The 15,022-nt window shown below is 59.7% G+C and carries 11 protein-coding genes; 9 read left to right on the forward strand and 2 right to left on the reverse strand.

The window, feature by feature from the left end; all coding sequences use genetic code 11:
- Window positions 1-163 precede the first annotated feature (163 nt).
- From LOY38_RS10840 to LOY38_RS10865, 6 genes are read left to right on the forward strand one after another with little or no spacing between them, the layout of a single operon-like run.
- Window positions 164-1,258, forward strand: coding sequence for an ABC transporter ATP-binding protein (locus LOY38_RS10840; protein WP_018925486.1), 1,095 nt, complete (start codon window positions 164-166; stop codon window positions 1,256-1,258).
- Window positions 1,258-2,355: an ABC transporter ATP-binding protein gene (locus LOY38_RS10845; protein WP_258700016.1), complete on the forward strand. Its 1,098-nt coding sequence runs from the start codon at window positions 1,258-1,260 to the stop codon at window positions 2,353-2,355. Before LOY38_RS10840 ends, LOY38_RS10845 begins: the two co-directional genes overlap by 1 nt.
- Window positions 2,352-3,218, forward strand: coding sequence for a carbohydrate ABC transporter permease (locus LOY38_RS10850; protein WP_258700017.1), 867 nt, complete (start codon window positions 2,352-2,354; stop codon window positions 3,216-3,218). The genes LOY38_RS10845 and LOY38_RS10850 overlap by 4 nt, the downstream gene beginning before the upstream one ends.
- Window positions 3,219-3,226: 8 nt before the next feature.
- Window positions 3,227-4,027, forward strand: coding sequence for a carbohydrate ABC transporter permease (locus LOY38_RS10855; protein ID WP_018925489.1), 801 nt, complete (start codon window positions 3,227-3,229; stop codon window positions 4,025-4,027).
- 10 nt (window positions 4,028-4,037) lie between these two features.
- Window positions 4,038-4,310, forward strand: a complete 273-nt coding sequence (locus tag LOY38_RS10860; RefSeq protein ID WP_052967033.1) for a DUF2160 domain-containing protein — start codon at window positions 4,038-4,040, stop codon at window positions 4,308-4,310.
- A gap of 47 nt (window positions 4,311-4,357) precedes the next feature.
- Window positions 4,358-6,100, forward strand: coding sequence for an ABC transporter substrate-binding protein (locus tag LOY38_RS10865; protein ID WP_007940906.1), 1,743 nt, complete (start codon window positions 4,358-4,360; stop codon window positions 6,098-6,100).
- Between the two features lie 330 nt (window positions 6,101-6,430).
- Here the strand turns inward: LOY38_RS10865 and LOY38_RS10870 are convergent, their stop codons facing one another.
- Together LOY38_RS10870 and LOY38_RS10875 are read right to left on the reverse strand one after the other, a co-directional pair.
- Window positions 6,431-7,840: a heavy metal sensor histidine kinase gene (locus LOY38_RS10870; RefSeq protein ID WP_258700018.1), complete on the reverse strand. Its 1,410-nt coding sequence runs from the start codon at window positions 7,838-7,840 to the stop codon at window positions 6,431-6,433.
- On the reverse strand, window positions 7,837-8,511 hold the full coding sequence (locus tag LOY38_RS10875; RefSeq protein ID WP_258700019.1) for a heavy metal response regulator transcription factor: 675 nt from the start codon (window positions 8,509-8,511) through the stop codon (window positions 7,837-7,839). Before LOY38_RS10875 ends, LOY38_RS10870 begins: the two co-directional genes overlap by 4 nt.
- A gap of 480 nt (window positions 8,512-8,991) precedes the next feature.
- On the opposite strand from LOY38_RS10875, the gene LOY38_RS10880 reads away from it, so the two are divergent.
- The 3 genes from LOY38_RS10880 (at window position 8,992) to LOY38_RS10890 (ending at window position 14,745) form a co-directional block, all read left to right on the forward strand.
- Window positions 8,992-10,272 carry a TolC family protein gene (locus LOY38_RS10880; protein ID WP_258700020.1) on the forward strand — a complete coding sequence of 427 codons (1,281 nt, stop codon included), beginning with the start codon at window positions 8,992-8,994 and terminating at the stop codon, window positions 10,270-10,272.
- 49 nt (window positions 10,273-10,321) lie between these two features.
- On the forward strand, window positions 10,322-11,527 hold the full coding sequence (locus LOY38_RS10885) for an efflux RND transporter periplasmic adaptor subunit (RefSeq protein ID WP_258700021.1): 1,206 nt from the start codon (window positions 10,322-10,324) through the stop codon (window positions 11,525-11,527).
- 65 nt (window positions 11,528-11,592) lie between these two features.
- Window positions 11,593-14,745 (forward strand): CusA/CzcA family heavy metal efflux RND transporter, encoded by a 3,153-nt coding sequence (locus tag LOY38_RS10890; protein WP_258700022.1) that lies wholly within the window; start codon window positions 11,593-11,595, stop codon window positions 14,743-14,745.
- The last annotated feature ends 277 nt before the right edge of the window (window positions 14,746-15,022 follow it).

The raw sequence follows: 15,022 nt of genomic DNA on the forward strand, positions 1-15,022 counted from the left end.
TGTTCAATTGTTCAGTCACGGTTGTTCATTTCTGTTCAGCAACGAAAGCGGTTTTACCACTGTTTTTAAGATTTTCTAGCTGTATCAAAGGTTTGCAGTTTCTGGCACGAAAGTCGCTCTATAGCTCCGGTCGCTTGACTCCAAATAATAAAAAGGCCGAGCCATGTCACTAATCCTGGAGCACGTCAGCCGCACCATCGAGGGCCAGACCTGGATCGACGATGCGTGCCTTAATTTCGAACCCGGATCCTTCAACGTTTTGCTGGGTCGCACGCTGTCCGGCAAAACCAGCCTCATGCGCCTGATGGCAGGTCTGGACAAGCCTGACAGCGGCCGCATCCTGATGAACGGCGTCGACGTTACCCAACGCCCAGTGCGTTTGCGCAACGTGTCGATGGTGTATCAGCAGTTCATCAATTACCCGACCATGACGGTGTTCGAGAACATCGCCTCGCCGCTGCGTCAGGGCGGCGTTGCCAATGAACTGATCCAGAGCAAAGTGCTGGAAACCGCGAAGATGCTGCGCATCGAGAAGTTCCTCCAGCGCCATCCTTTGGAACTCTCCGGCGGCCAGCAACAACGCACGGCGATGGCCCGGGCGCTGGTCAAGGACGCTGAGCTGATTCTGTTCGACGAGCCGCTGGTCAACCTCGACTACAAGCTGCGCGAAGAGTTGCGTCAGGAAATGCGCGAGCTGTTCAAGGCCCGCAACACCATCGCGATTTACGCCACCACTGAACCCAACGAAGCCCTGGCGCTGGGCGGTACTACCACCATTCTTCATGAAGGTCGGGTGATTCAGAGCGGCAAGTCCTCCGAGGTGTATCACCAGCCGCAAACCGTGCTGGCGGCGGAGCTGTTCTCCGAGCCGCCGATCAACCTGATGCCGGGGCGCATCGCCGGCAATGAAGTGAGCTTCGCCAATTTCGTGCACTTCCCGTTGAACGTCGATCTACGTCCGGTGGGCGAGGGCGAGTTCCGTTTTGGCGTGCGCCCCAGCCATATCTCGCTGGTGCCGAGTAACGACGACGATCTGGAACTGGCGGTGACCGTCGAGGTGGCCGAGATCAGCGGCTCGGAAACCTTCCTGCACGTGCGCAACGAGTATTTCCTGCTGGTGCTGCATTTGCCGGGTGTTCATGAGTACGACGTCGACGCGCCGATTCGCATCTATATCCCGACCCATAAACTGTTTGTGTTCGATATGCAGGGGCGGCTGGTTCAGGCGCCCGGTCGCCGTATTGCGAGGGTTGCCTGATGGCCGAAATCCGTTTGCAGGGCCTTGCCCACAGCTACACCCCTACGCCGACCGGTCCCGAGGATTACGCGATCCGTGAGATGGACCACGTCTGGGAGCAGGGCGGCGCTTATGCGCTGCTCGGCCCCTCGGGGTGCGGCAAGTCGACCTTGCTCAACATCATTTCCGGGTTGCTCAGCCCGTCCCAGGGCCAAGTGCTGTTCGACAGTAAAGTGGTCAACGAACTGACCCCGGAAAAGCGCAATATCGCCCAGGTTTTCCAGTTTCCGGTGGTCTACGACACCATGACGGTGTTCGATAACCTGGCCTTCCCGTTGCGCAATCAGGGCATGGCGGAGGCGAAAATTTTCAGCAAGGTGCATGAAATCGCCGAAGTCCTCGACCTTCAGGCGTTGTTGCACAAGAAGGCGCGCAACCTCACCGCCGATGAAAAACAGAAAGTCTCCATGGGCCGTGGGCTGGTGCGCGATGACGTGTCGGCGATCCTCTTCGATGAACCGCTGACGGTGATCGACCCGCATCTGAAATGGAAGCTGCGACGCAAGCTCAAGCAGATCCACGAGCAGTTCAACATCACCATGGTCTACGTCACCCACGATCAGCTCGAAGCTTCGACCTTCGCTGACAAGATCGCGGTGATGTATGGCGGGCAAATCGTGCAGTTCGGTACACCACGGGAATTGTTCGAGCGGCCGAGCCACACCTTTGTCGGCTACTTCATCGGCAGCCCGGGGATGAACCTTATCGAGGTCCAGCCGCAAGCCGGCGGTGTCGGTTTCGCCGGGACCCACTTGCCGTTGTCCGATGCGATGCAGAAACGAATCGCCGACACCGAATGGAAATCTCTGAAGGTTGGCATCCGTCCGGAGTTCGTCCATGTGTGGGAAGAGGCCTTTGATGACGCGATGCAGGCACAGGTCGTACACGTCGAAGACCTGGGCACCTACAAAATCATGACACTTAACCTTGATGGCGCGCCGCTGAAAGTACGCCTGGCCGAAGACAAACCGGTGCCCGAAGGCACGGCGTACATCAGCTTTCCGGCCCAGTGGCTGATGGTCTATGCCGATGATTACTTGCTGGAGGTGCTGCCATGAACAAGGTGCAGAACAACAAGGCCTGGTGGCTGGTGCTGCCGGTGTTCCTGCTGGTGGCATTCAGTGCGGTGATCCCGATGATGACCGTGGTCAACTATTCGGTGCAGGACATCTTCGACCAGTCCAGCCGCTACTTCGTCGGCGCCGATTGGTACAAGCAGGTGCTACTCGATCCACGGTTGCATGACTCATTGCTGCGCCAGTTCATCTACTCCGGCTGCGTGTTGCTGATCGAAATCCCGCTGGGCATCGCCATTGCCCTGACCATGCCGACCAAGGGCCGCTGGTCGTCGCTGGTGTTGATCATTCTGGCGATTCCGCTGCTGATCCCGTGGAACGTGGTCGGCACCATCTGGCAGATCTTCGGCCGCGCGGACATTGGTCTGCTCGGCGCCAGTCTCAAGGCCATGGGCCTGAACTATAACTATGCATCCAACACCATGGACGCTTGGGTCACGGTGTTGGTGATGGATGTCTGGCACTGGACCTCGCTGGTGGCGCTGTTGTGTTTCTCCGGTCTGCGGGCGATTCCGGACGTGTACTACCAGGCCGCACGGATCGATCGGGCGTCGGCCTGGGCGGTTTTCCGACACATCCAGTTGCCCAAGCTCAAGAGCGTGTTGCTGATCGCCGTGATGCTGCGGTTCATGGACAGTTTCATGATCTACACCGAGCCGTTCGTGCTGACCGGTGGCGGTCCGGGCAATGCCACGACTTTCTTGAGTCAGACCTTGACCCAAATGGCCGTAGGGCAATTCGACCTTGGCCCGGCGGCGGCATTCTCGCTGGTGTACTTCCTGATCATCCTGTTGGTGTCGTGGCTGTTCTACACCGGCATGACTCACTCTGACGCCAATCGGTGAGGCCCGCCATGAGCAAGAGAAAGCTTATTCCACTGCTGGTCTACATCCTGTTCCTGCTGGTGCCGATCTACTGGCTGTTGAACATGTCCTTCAAGAGCAACACCGAAATCCTCGGCGGTCTGACGCTGTTTCCCCAGGATTTCACCTTCGCCAACTACAAGGTGATTTTCACCGACCCGAGCTGGTACACCGGTTACCTCAACTCGGCGTACTACGTCAGCATGAACACGATCATTTCCCTGACCGTGGCGTTGCCGGCGGCCTATGCGTTTTCGCGTTACCGCTTTCTCGGTGACAAGCACCTGTTCTTCTGGTTGCTGACCAACCGCATGGCACCGCCGGCGGTGTTCCTGCTGCCGTTCTTCCAGCTGTACTCCTCGATCGGGTTGTTCGACACGCACATCGCGGTGGCATTGGCCCATTGCCTGTTCAACGTTCCGTTGGCGGTGTGGATTCTCGAAGGTTTCATGTCCGGGGTGCCGAAGGAAATCGACGAAACCGCCTACATCGATGGCTACAGCTTTCCCAAGTTCTTCGTGAAGATTTTTGTCCCCTTGATCGGCTCCGGGATCGGTGTCACGGCGTTTTTCTGCTTCATGTTTTCCTGGGTCGAACTGTTGCTGGCGCGAACCCTGACTTCGGTGAACGCCAAACCCATCGCCGCGGTGATGACCCGCACGGTCTCGGCGTCCGGTATCGACTGGGGCGTGCTGGCGGCTGCGGGGGTGTTGACCATCCTGCCGGGCATGCTGGTGATCTGGTTCGTTCGCAACCACGTGGCCAAGGGCTTTGCCCTGGGCCGGGTATGAGGAACTGATGATGGAATGGATGAGTTGGACTGGCCCCACGGCGGCGTTCTTCAGCGTCATTGCCTTGATCCTCGCGGGTATGACGACCTGGGAGTTGCGTTCGCCGAGTGTTCCTCGGCGTGGTTTTCTGCCGATTGCCACCACCCGTGGCGATCGGCTGTTTATCGGTCTTCTCGGCAGCGCCTACCTGCATTTGCTGGTAATCGGCGTCACCGACTGGAGCATCTGGGTAGCGTTCGCGTTGTCCCTGGTGTGGCTGTTGGCTGTGATGCGTTGGGGCTAGTCGAATCGCTCGGCAATGTTGCTCCGAAAATCAAACAGGAGGTCTCTATGTTCGACAAAAACAATAAGCTGCGACATAGCATTTCATTGGCAGCCATGCTGGCACTCAGCGGTTTGAGCGCATCGGCCTGGGCTGATGCCTACGAAGACGCTGCGAAAAAGTGGATCGGCGGCGAATTCAAACCGTCCACCTTGACGGCCGATCAGCAACTCGCGGAATTGAAATGGTTCATCAAGGCGGCCGAGCCGTTTCGCGGGATGGACATCAAGGTTGTCTCGGAAACCCTGACCACCCATGAATACGAGTCCAAGGTGCTGGCCAAGGCCTTCACCGAGATCACCGGGATCAAAGTCACCCACGACCTGCTGCAAGAAGGCGATGTGGTGGAAAAACTGCAGACCGTGATGCAGTCGGACAAGAGCATCTATGACGGCTGGGTCAACGACTCGGACCTGATCGGTACGCATTTCCGTTACGGCAAGACCGAAGCCATTACCGACCTGATGGCTAATGAAGGTAAAAACTTCACCTCGCCAACCCTCGACATCAAGGACTTCATCGGCACCTCCTTCACCACCGCGCCCGATGGCAAGCTCTATCAATTGCCTGATCAACAGTTCGCCAACCTCTACTGGTTCCGCGCCGACTGGTTCGAGCGCCCGGAGCTGAAAGCCAAGTTCAAGGAAAAGTATGGCTATGAACTGGGCGTGCCGGTGAACTGGTCTGCCTATGAAGACATCGCCAAATTCTTCAGCGAAGACGTCAAGGAAATCGACGGCAAGCGGGTCTACGGGCACATGGACTATGGCAAGAAAGACCCGTCTCTGGGCTGGCGCTTTACCGATGCCTGGTTCTCCATGGCCGGCGGCGGTGACAAGGGCTTGCCCAACGGTTTGCCGGTGGATGAGTGGGGCATTCGTGTCGAAGACTGCCATCCGGTCGGCTCCAGCGTGACCCGCGGAGGCGATACCAACGGCCCGGCAGCGGTTTTTGCCACCACCAAATACGTCGACTGGCTGAAGAAGTACGCGCCACCGGAAGCGGCGGGCATGACCTTCTCCGAATCTGGCCCGGTGCCGTCCCAAGGCAACATCGCCCAGCAAATTTTCTGGTACACCGCGTTCACCGCCGACATGACCAAACCGGGCCTGCCGGTGGTGAACGCCGACGGTACGCCGAAGTGGCGCATGGCGCCGTCGCCGAGAGGGCCGTACTGGGAAGAGGGGATGAAGCTGGGGTATCAGGACGTGGGTTCCTGGACTTTCATGAAATCCACACCTGAGAAACAGAAGCTCGCAGCCTGGCTGTACGCGCAGTTCGTGACCTCGAAAACCGTGTCGCTGAAGAAAACCATCGTCGGCCTGACGCCGATCCGCGAGTCGGACATCAACTCTCAAGCCATGACCGACCTGGCGCCGAAGCTGGGTGGCCTGGTCGAGTTCTATCGCAGCCCGGCGCGGGTGCAATGGACACCGACCGGCACCAACGTGCCGGACTATCCGCGTCTGGCGCAGTTGTGGTGGAGCCACATCGCTGAAGCCGCCAGCGGCGAGAAAACCCCGCAACAAGCGCTCGATGGTCTGGCCAAGGATCAGGACGCGATCATGACCCGTCTGGAACGCTCCAAGGCCCAGGCCACTTGCGCGCCGAAAATGAACCCGGAGCGCGACGCGCAATACTGGTTCGACCAACCGGGCGCACCGAAGCCGAAACTGGCCAACGAGAAGCCCAAGGGTGAAACCGTGAGCTACAACGAACTGCTGAAATCGTGGGCGGATGCGCGTAAGTAAAAGCTGAACCGTGAAAGGCGAACGGCACCGCGAGGTGCCGTTTTCTTTGGTGTTTTTTTGCCGCCAATCGCGAGCAGGCTCGCTCCCACAAGGGGCTCGGTTGTTCGCAATATATGTGAACACCAGTGAAACCTGTGGGAGCGAGCCTGCTCGCGATGGCGGACTGACATTCAAAACAATGTCGACTGACCCGACGCCTTCGCGGGCAAGCCACGCTCCCACAAGGGGCTCGGTTGTTCGCAAGGTTTGTGAACACCGGTGAAACCTGTGGGAGCTGGGCTTGCCCGCGAAGAGGCCGGCCCTGACGGTGCAGATCTGAAGCCTGACACCTCAGCGCGCCACCCCTTCAACCGCAGGAAACCCCAACCTGAACACCGTCATCGTACCCGGCAAGCTCTTCACCTCAGCCACCCCCTGATGCAGGCTCATGATCGAGCGCACGATGGCCAGGCCCAGTCCGGTGCTGCCTTGCGAGCGGGACCGGCTGCTGTCGACCCGGTAAAAGCGGTCGAACAGGTGCGGCAGATGCTGCGCTTCGATCCCCATGCCGGGGTTGCTGAGCAGCAGCGAGACCTGTGTCGCCCCTTGTTCAATCAGCAGTGAAACCGTTTGCCCGGCCGGGCAGTGGCGCAGGGCGTTGGACAGCAGGTTGGAGATCGCCCGTTGAATCATCAAGCGGTCGCCCAGCACCCGAGCGCTACCGACCACGATCAGATCGATCTGCTTATCCTGAGCCGACAGGGAAAACAGATCGGCGACTTTCAGCGCTTCATCCTCCAGTGCAATCGACTCGAAAGGCGTGAGCGCCGACGGGTGACTGACCTGGGCCAGAAACAGCATGTCCGAGACAATTCGTGCGACGCGCTCCAGCTCTTCAGTGCAGGACACCAACACGTTTTTGTATTCCTCGGCCGTGCGCTCCCGGGACAGTATCACCTGCGCCTTGCCCATCAAGTTGTTGATCGGCGTGCGCAGTTCGTGGGCCAGATCGTCGGAGAACTGCGACAACTGCTGCACGCCGCTGTCGAGGCGGTGCAGCATGAAGTTGATGCCTTGTGCCAGTTCACTGAGTTCCTGAGGCATGTTCACCACCGACAGCCGATGGTCGAGGTCTTGCGTCGAAACCATCGCCGCCACCTTGCGAAACTCGCGCATCGGCGCCAGACCGCGCTGCACCGCCGCCCAGGCACTGAGACCGATGAAGATCAGCAGCAACGGTAACGCAATCAATGTCGAGCGCAGATAAGCATTGAGCAGCGCCCGATCGTGGGCATTGTCCATCGATAGCAGCACCGGGACGCTGGTGCCGTCCTTGATGCGGATCAGTCGGGAGGCAGTGAGGAATTTTGCGTCCTGAGCGTCGGTGCTGACGGAGTAGGCCAACTGATCGGTCACCGACCGGACCGCTTTGATTTGTTGGCGCGGATCGGCCATGCCTGAGCCGGATTTGAGCAGCGGCGTGCGCCAGTTGGTCCGGTCGTAAATGGTCAGGGTGAGGTTGTCGTGCCCCATGACTTGATCGAGCAAGATATGCGGTTTCGTACTGATTTCGCCGGTATCGGTGTACAGCGACAGGCTGTGTTCAACCTGCTCCATTTTCCTTTGCAGACTGTCTCTGGATAACGCGTTCAGCTCATGGGTCAGGGCGAAATACGCGAGAATCGCCAAGAACACCACCAGCAGCGCCCCGAGAATACTGACCGTCAGACCTAGCCGCAGCGACAGGCTGGCAGGCTTCATTCCCGTGCCTCCAGCACATAGCCGACACCGCGCAGGGTATGGATCAATTTATTGTCGAACGGGTCGTCGATTTTCGCCCGCAGACGGCGGATCGAGACTTCGACCACGTTGGTGTCGCAATCGAAGTTCATGTCCCACACCAGCGAGATGATCTGGGTGCGGGTCAGCACTTCGCCAGACTGGCGCATCAGCAGGTGCAGCAGGGCGAACTCCTTGGTGGTCAGGTCGATGCGCTGTTCGCCACGGAACGCGCGATGGCGTCCGGGATCGAGTTCCAGATCGGCGACTTTGAGCACCTGCGGCAACGGAGTGTTCTCGCTGCGACGCATCAGGGTGCGCACCCGCGCCAGCAATTCCGGAAACTCGAACGGCTTGACCAGATAATCGTCGGCACCCAGGTCGAGGCCACGGATCTTGTCCGCCAAACGACCCCGTGCAGTCAGCATCATCACCCGGGTGGAGTGGGTGCGACGCAGTTGTTCCAGCACGCCCCAGCCGTCCAGCTCCGGCAGATTGACGTCCAGTATCACCAGGTCATACACCTGCTGTCGGGCCAGGTGCAGTCCATCGGCGCCGGTGGCCGCGTGGTCAACGATATAACCACTTTCCGTCAATCCCTGATGTAAGTATTCGGCAGTTTTAAACTCGTCCTCGACGACAAGAATTCGCATGATCAGTCACCCTGTTTATTCAATGGGTATTTAATTAAGGTGGCCGGGAAAGTTGTTGTTTTTGTAGGGGCTTCCGGACGTGTTTCAGTAACAGCTAATTGTTTGATTTTCTGTTTTCCTACAGAAAGATCTCCAGCTGAAGGCGTGCAGGATAAAGTCTGTAGTGGCTACAGGGTCAACTGAAGACCTTGGTTTTGAGCCTTTAAGCTTGCTCTCTGCGACGGCATGTCGCACCGGATGAAGCGGAAAGTTCATCTGCCTCATGGGAATTGAATTCAGACAAGTGCTGTTCGACGGATAACGATAGGGCATTTGTTTCTATGTATTGCTATATCGGATTTTGCACTTTTCATGCTAAAGCAAAACAACTTGTCGTGACCGTGGATAACGAATTTGTAATGTTCCAGTCACCTTGTCGATAAGTTCAAAACCCTACCGTGGCGGCATCGAATTTTCTTGATTTAAAAAGGAAGTATTCAATTGCCCGGTTTAAGAGAACTGACGGCGCGATCACGCCTGAAAAAAACAGGAGCGGCGGTCACGGCCAGCTGCCTTTTGTTGCTGGCCGGCCCCGGTTTGGCGGCGGTTTCGTCCGGCTCGACGCTGACGCTGGATCAGGCCTTGCAAACGGCGTTTGCTGGCAACCCTGACTTGGCTGCCGCCCAGTGGGAAATCGGTATTGCCCAAGGGGATCGGCAGCAAGCCGGTTTGATCCCCAACCCCGAACTGTCGTGGGAGGCCGAAGACACCCGGCGCGATTCGCGAACCACAACGGTGCTGATCAGCCAGCCAATTGAGCTGGGCGGCAAGCGCGGCGCACGTATCGGCGTCGCGAGCCGCGCGCAGGATGCGGCCGGGATCGAACTGGAGCGCAAGCGCAACGCTCTGCGCGCCGATGTGATTCAAGCGTTCTCCAGTGCACAGACCGCGCAGCAGCGGTTGCAGTTGTCGCGTCAGTCGCTGCAACTGGCCGAGCACGGTTTGCGGGTGGCGCAGGGGCGTATCGAGGCGGGCAAATTGTCGCCGGTCGAAGGCACGCGGGCGCAGGTGCAATTGTCGCAAGTGCGTCTGGAACTGAGCCGCGCCGAGCGCGACCAGGCCAATGCCTACCAGCAACTGGCGCAGGTCATGGGCGCCCCGTTGCCGATGTCGGTCAATGTGCAGACGGCCGTGCAAGGCATGTCCAGCGTGCCGCCAGCGACCCGGTTGCTTGAGCGTCTGAATGAGACCGCCGAGTTGCGACTGGCCAAATTGCAGATCGATCAGCGCGAAGCCTCATTGGGTCTGGAAAAGGCCCAGCGGATTCCCGATCTGACCGTGAGTGTCGGCAGTCAGTACAACGAACTGGAGCGCGAGCGGGTGAACGTGGTCGGGTTGTCGATGCCGATTCCGCTGTTCAACCGCAATCAGGGCAACGTGCTGGCGGCAGCGCGGCGCGCCGATCAGGCGCGGGATCTGCGCAACGCCACCGAGCTGCGTTTGCGCACGGACATCCAGACCACCCTTGAGCAGTGGCAGACCGCCAACGGCGAAGTCAACGCGTTCAACCAGACGATTCTGCCCGCCGCGCAGAGTGCGGTCGACACTGCCACGCGCGGTTTCGAAATGGGTAAGTTCGGCTTCCTCGATGTGCTCGACGCCCAGCGCACCCTGATCAGCGCCCGCACGCAGTACATCCAGGCCGTTGCTGAAGCAACGGACGCGCGGGTGCGCATTGAACGCATTTTTGGCGATCTCGGTGCGTTTGCAGTCAGCCCCTGAATTTCATCTTTTAGATCACTGCGCGATGGCCTGACGCAGAGGAGTTTCCATGGATAAAAAACTGATCGTTGTCGCGGTGGCGACGTTGGCACTGGGCATGGGTATCGGTTCGACGTGGACGGGCAACTCACCCATTGACGTCCACGCCGATGAAGCGGCGGAGCATGCCGATCATGCCGAAGAGGGCGCCGCAGCCGACGGTGAGCACGCCGAAGGTGAGGGCGAAGAGGGACACCTGACACTGAGCGTCGAGCAAATCGCCTCGGCAGGCATTCAACTGGCCGAAGCGCGGTCGCAAAGCATCAGCCTCGGCCTGCCGTTCCCCGGCGAAGTGCGTTTTGACGAAGACCGCACCGCCCACGTCGTGCCGCGAGTGCCCGGGGTGGTCGAGTCGGTATCGGCCAATCTCGGGCAGACGGTGAAGAAGGGCCAATTGCTGGCGGTGATTGCCAGTCAGCAGATTTCTGATCAGCGCAGCGAGCAGGCTGCCGCGCTACGGCGTCTGGCATTGGCGCGCACCACGTATGAGCGCGAGAAGCAGTTATGGCAGGACAAGATTTCCGCCGAACAGGATTTCCTCCAGGCCCGACAGGCGTTGGAAGAAGCCGAAATCGCCCTGAACAATGCCCGGCAAAAAATCAGCGTACTCAGCGGCAGCATGGTCGCCAGCGGCGGCAATCGTTATGAGCTGCGCGCACCGTTCGACGGCGTGGTGGTGGAAAAACACCTGACGCCGGGGGAAGTGGTCGACGAAGCCACGAGTGCTTTCACGCTCTCGGATCTGTCCCGGGTCTGGGTGACTTTCGGCGTTTCGCCCAAGGATCTGACCAAGGTGCAGGTGGGTAAACCGGTCACCGTCAGCGCCCCGGAACTAAATGCCGAAGTCGCCGGCACCGTGGCCTACGTCGGCAGTTTGCTCGGTGAACAGACGCGCACCGCCACCGTTCGCGTCACCCTGGAAAACCCGCAAGGCTCGTGGCGCCCCGGACTGTTCGTCACCGCGCTGGTGGCGACCGACAGCCGCCAGGCCAAAGTCGCCGTGCCCGAAGCCGCCATCCAGACCGTCGAGGACAAACCCACGGTGTTCGTGCGCACCGACGACGGCTTCAAGGCGCAAGCGGTGGAGCTGGGCAGTCGCGCGGCCGGTCAGGTGGAAGTCACTCAGGGCCTGGAACCCGGCGCACAAGTCGCCGCGGCCGGCAGCTTCGTTCTCAAATCGGAACTGGGTAAAGCTTCGGCTGAACACTCTCATTAAAGACGCTCACTGAAGCCGCTCACTGAAGACTCCCACTGATCCGCCCCCTCGACGAGAAGGTTCTCATGTTCGAACGCCTGATCCAGTTTGCCATCGAGCAGCGCATCATTGTGCTGCTCGCCGTTTTGCTCATGGCCGGCCTCGGCATCGCCAGTTATCAAAAACTGCCGATCGATGCCGTGCCCGACATCACCAACGTCCAGGTGCAAATCAACACCGGTGCCGCCGGGTTTTCGCCGCTGGAAACCGAGCAACGCATCACCTTCCCGATTGAAACCGCCATGGCCGGTTTACCGGCGCTGGAGCAGACCCGTTCGCTGTCGCGTTCGGGGCTGTCGCAGGTCACGGTGATCTTCAAGGACGGCACCGATCTGTTCTTCGCCCGGCAACTGGTCAACGAGCGCTTGCAGATCGCCAAAGAGCAATTGCCCGAAGGCACCGAAGCGGTGATGGGGCCGATTTCCACGGGGCTTGGCGAGATTTTCCTGTGGACGGTGGAAGCCAGGGAAGGGGCGCTCAAGGACGACGGCTCGGCCTACACACCGACCGATTTGCGGGTGATTCAGGACTGGATCATCAAGCCGCAATTGCGCAACGTCCCCGGTGTGGCCGAGATCAACACCATCGGCGGTTTCGCCAAGGAATACCAGATCGCCCCCGACCCGAAACGGCTGGCGGCTTACAAACTGACCCTCACCGATCTGGTCACGGCGCTGGAACGCAACAACGCCAACGTCGGCGCCGGATACCTGGAGCGCAACGGCGAGCAGTTGCTGATTCGTGCGCCCGGGCAGGTGGCGAGTACCGAGGACATCGCCAATATCGTGATGGCCAACGTCGACGGCACGCCGATCCGGATCAAGAACGTCGCAACCGTGGACATCGGCCGCGAACTGCGCACCGGTGCCGCCACCGAAAACGGTCGCGAAGTGGTGCTCGGCACCGTGTTCATGCTGATCGGTGAAAACAGTCGCACCGTCTCCCAGGCAGTGGCCAGCAAGCTTGAGCAGATCAATCGCTCGCTGCCTGAAGGCGTGATCGCCGTCCCGGTGTATGACCGCACGCACCTGGTGGACAAAGCCATCGCCACGGTGAAAAAGAACCTGGTGGAAGGCGCGATTCTGGTGATCGCGATTCTGTTCCTGTTTTTAGGCAACATCCGCGCCGCGCTGATCACCGCGATGGTCATCCCGTTGTCGATGCTGTTCACCTTCACCGGCATGTTCAGTAACAAGGTCAGCGCCAACCTGATGAGCCTCGGTGCCCTCGACTTCGGGATCATCGTCGACGGCGCCGTGGTGATCGTCGAAAACACCCTGCGGCGGCTGGCCCATGCGCAGCACCATCACGGGCGTTTGCTGAGCCGCTCCGAGCGTTTCCACGAAGTGTTTGCAGCGGCCAAAGAGGCACGCCGACCGCTGATCTTTGGCCAGTTGATCATCATGGTCGTGTACCTGCCGATCTTCGCCCTGAACGGTGTCGAAGGGAAAATGTTCCACCCGATGGCTTTCACCGTCGTGATCGCGCTGTTGGGCGCCATGCTCTTGTCCGTCACCTTTGTCCCGGCAGCCATCGCGCTGTTCGTCACCGGCAAAGTCAAAGAAGAGGAAGGGGTGGTCATGCGCGGCGCGCGGCGGGCCTATGCGCCGGCGCTGGCCTGGGTGATGTCTCATCGCGCCGTGGCGGTGGGCGCGGCGCTGGGCGTGATTGTGCTCAGCGGCGTACTGACCAGCCGCATGGGCAGCGAGTTTGTGCCGAGCCTCAGCGAAGGTGATTTTGCCCTGCAAGCCTTGCGCGTGCCGGGCACCAGCCTCACGCAATCGGTCGATATGCAGCAGCGTCTGGAAACCCTGATCCTGGGCAAAGTGCCGGAAGTCGAGCGCGTGTTCGCCCGCACCGGCACCGCCGAAATCGCCTCCGACCCGATGCCGCCGAACATCTCCGACAGCTACGTGATGCTCAAGCCGAAAGAGCAGTGGCCGGACCCGGGCAAGTCTCGCCAGACCCTGATGGCCGAACTGCAACAAGCCGCTGCGACGCTGCCGGGCAGCAACTATGAATTGTCCCAGCCGATCCAGTTGCGCTTCAACGAGCTGATCTCCGGCGTGCGCAGCGACGTGGCGGTCAAGGTGTTCGGCGATGACATGGACGTGCTCAACGCCACGGCTGCGAAAATTGCCGCTGCCATGCAAAAGGTCAATGGCGCGTCCGAGGTCAAAGTCGAACAAACCACCGGCCTGCCGGTGCTGACCATCAACATCGACCGCGACAAGGCTGCGCGATACGGGCTCAACGTCGGCGATGTGCAAGACACCATTGCGGTGGCGGTCGGCGGGCGCAAAGCCGGGACGCTGTATGAAGGAGACCGGCGTTTCGACATGGTGGTGCGTTTGTCCGATGTCATGCGCAAGGACATCGAAGGTCTGTCGGTGTTGCTGATTCCGGTGCCGGCACCGCTCAATGGGGCTGCCGATCAGATTGGTTTCATCGCCCTCAAGGAAGTCGCCAGCCTCGATCTGGTGCTGGGCCCGAATCAGATCAGTCGCGAAAACGGCAAGCGCCTGGTGATTGTCAGCGCCAACGTGCGCGGTCGTGACATCGGTTCGTTCGTTAAAGAAGCGGGCGAGGTGATCGAGCGCGATGTTCAGGTTCCGGCCGGTTACTGGACCCGTTGGGGCGGGCAGTTCGAGCAGTTGCAATCGGCGGCCAAACGCTTGCAGATTGTGGTGCCGGTCGCGTTGCTGTTGGTGTTTGGGCTGCTGTTCATGATGTTCAACAACCTTAAGGACGGTTTGCTGGTGTTCACCGGGATTCCGTTTGCGTTGACGGGTGGCGTCATGGCGTTGTGGTTGCGGGACATTCCGTTGTCGATTTCGGCGGGTGTTGGATTTATTGCGCTGTCGGGGGTGGCGGTGCTCAACGGTCTGGTGATGATTGCGTTCATCCGCAACCTGCGGGAGGAGGGGCGCTCCCTTGGCGACGCGATCAACGAAGGCGCGCTGACGCGGCTACGACCGGTGTTGATGACGGCGCTGGTGGCGTCCCTGGGCTTCATTCCCATGGCCTTGGCGACGGGCACTGGCGCCGAGGTGCAACGTCCGCTGGCGACGGTGGTGATTGGCGGGATTCTGTCATCGACCATCCTGACGCTGCTGATATTGCCTGCGTTGTATCAACTCGCCCATCGGCGGGATGAGGAAGTAACTCCCACCCCCTAAACCAACGCTGTGAATACAGCCTCTGTGGCGAGGGAGCTTGCTCCCGCTGGACTGCGCAGCAGGCCCCGCTTTTCAGATGAAGAGCAAGGGCCGCCTCGCGCCCCAGCGGGAGCAAGCTCCCTCGCCACAGGTATTTCTCCGTCTGCAGATTTTCTGAGTGATCAATACTCTCCGATGACTGCCCCTCCCACATAACGGATATGTAATTTGCGCGCCACCGTCACGAAAGGTTCGGATTGTTACCTTGATCCCGTTAGTTAATTAAACGAGGAATCAA

Source organism: Pseudomonas sp. B21-015 (assembly GCF_024749285.1).
GTDB lineage: Bacteria > Pseudomonadota > Gammaproteobacteria > Pseudomonadales > Pseudomonadaceae > Aquipseudomonas.

Coding starts and splice junctions, on each gene's coding strand:
- LOY38_RS10885 (WP_258700021.1), top strand. CDS start 10,322: ATGGATAAAAAACTGATCGTTGTCGCGGTGGCGACGTTGGCACTGGGC.
- LOY38_RS10855 (WP_018925489.1), top strand. CDS start 3,227: ATGAGCAAGAGAAAGCTTATTCCACTGCTGGTCTACATCCTGTTCCTG.
- LOY38_RS10890 (WP_258700022.1), top strand. CDS start 11,593: ATGTTCGAACGCCTGATCCAGTTTGCCATCGAGCAGCGCATCATTGTG.
- LOY38_RS10840 (WP_018925486.1), top strand. CDS start 164: ATGTCACTAATCCTGGAGCACGTCAGCCGCACCATCGAGGGCCAGACC.
- LOY38_RS10850 (WP_258700017.1), top strand. CDS start 2,352: ATGAACAAGGTGCAGAACAACAAGGCCTGGTGGCTGGTGCTGCCGGTG.
- LOY38_RS10860 (WP_052967033.1), top strand. CDS start 4,038: ATGGAATGGATGAGTTGGACTGGCCCCACGGCGGCGTTCTTCAGCGTC.
- LOY38_RS10870 (WP_258700018.1), bottom strand. CDS start 7,840: ATGAAGCCTGCCAGCCTGTCGCTGCGGCTAGGTCTGACGGTCAGTATT.
- LOY38_RS10845 (WP_258700016.1), top strand. CDS start 1,258: ATGGCCGAAATCCGTTTGCAGGGCCTTGCCCACAGCTACACCCCTACG.
- LOY38_RS10875 (WP_258700019.1), bottom strand. CDS start 8,511: ATGCGAATTCTTGTCGTCGAGGACGAGTTTAAAACTGCCGAATACTTA.
- LOY38_RS10865 (WP_007940906.1), top strand. CDS start 4,358: ATGTTCGACAAAAACAATAAGCTGCGACATAGCATTTCATTGGCAGCC.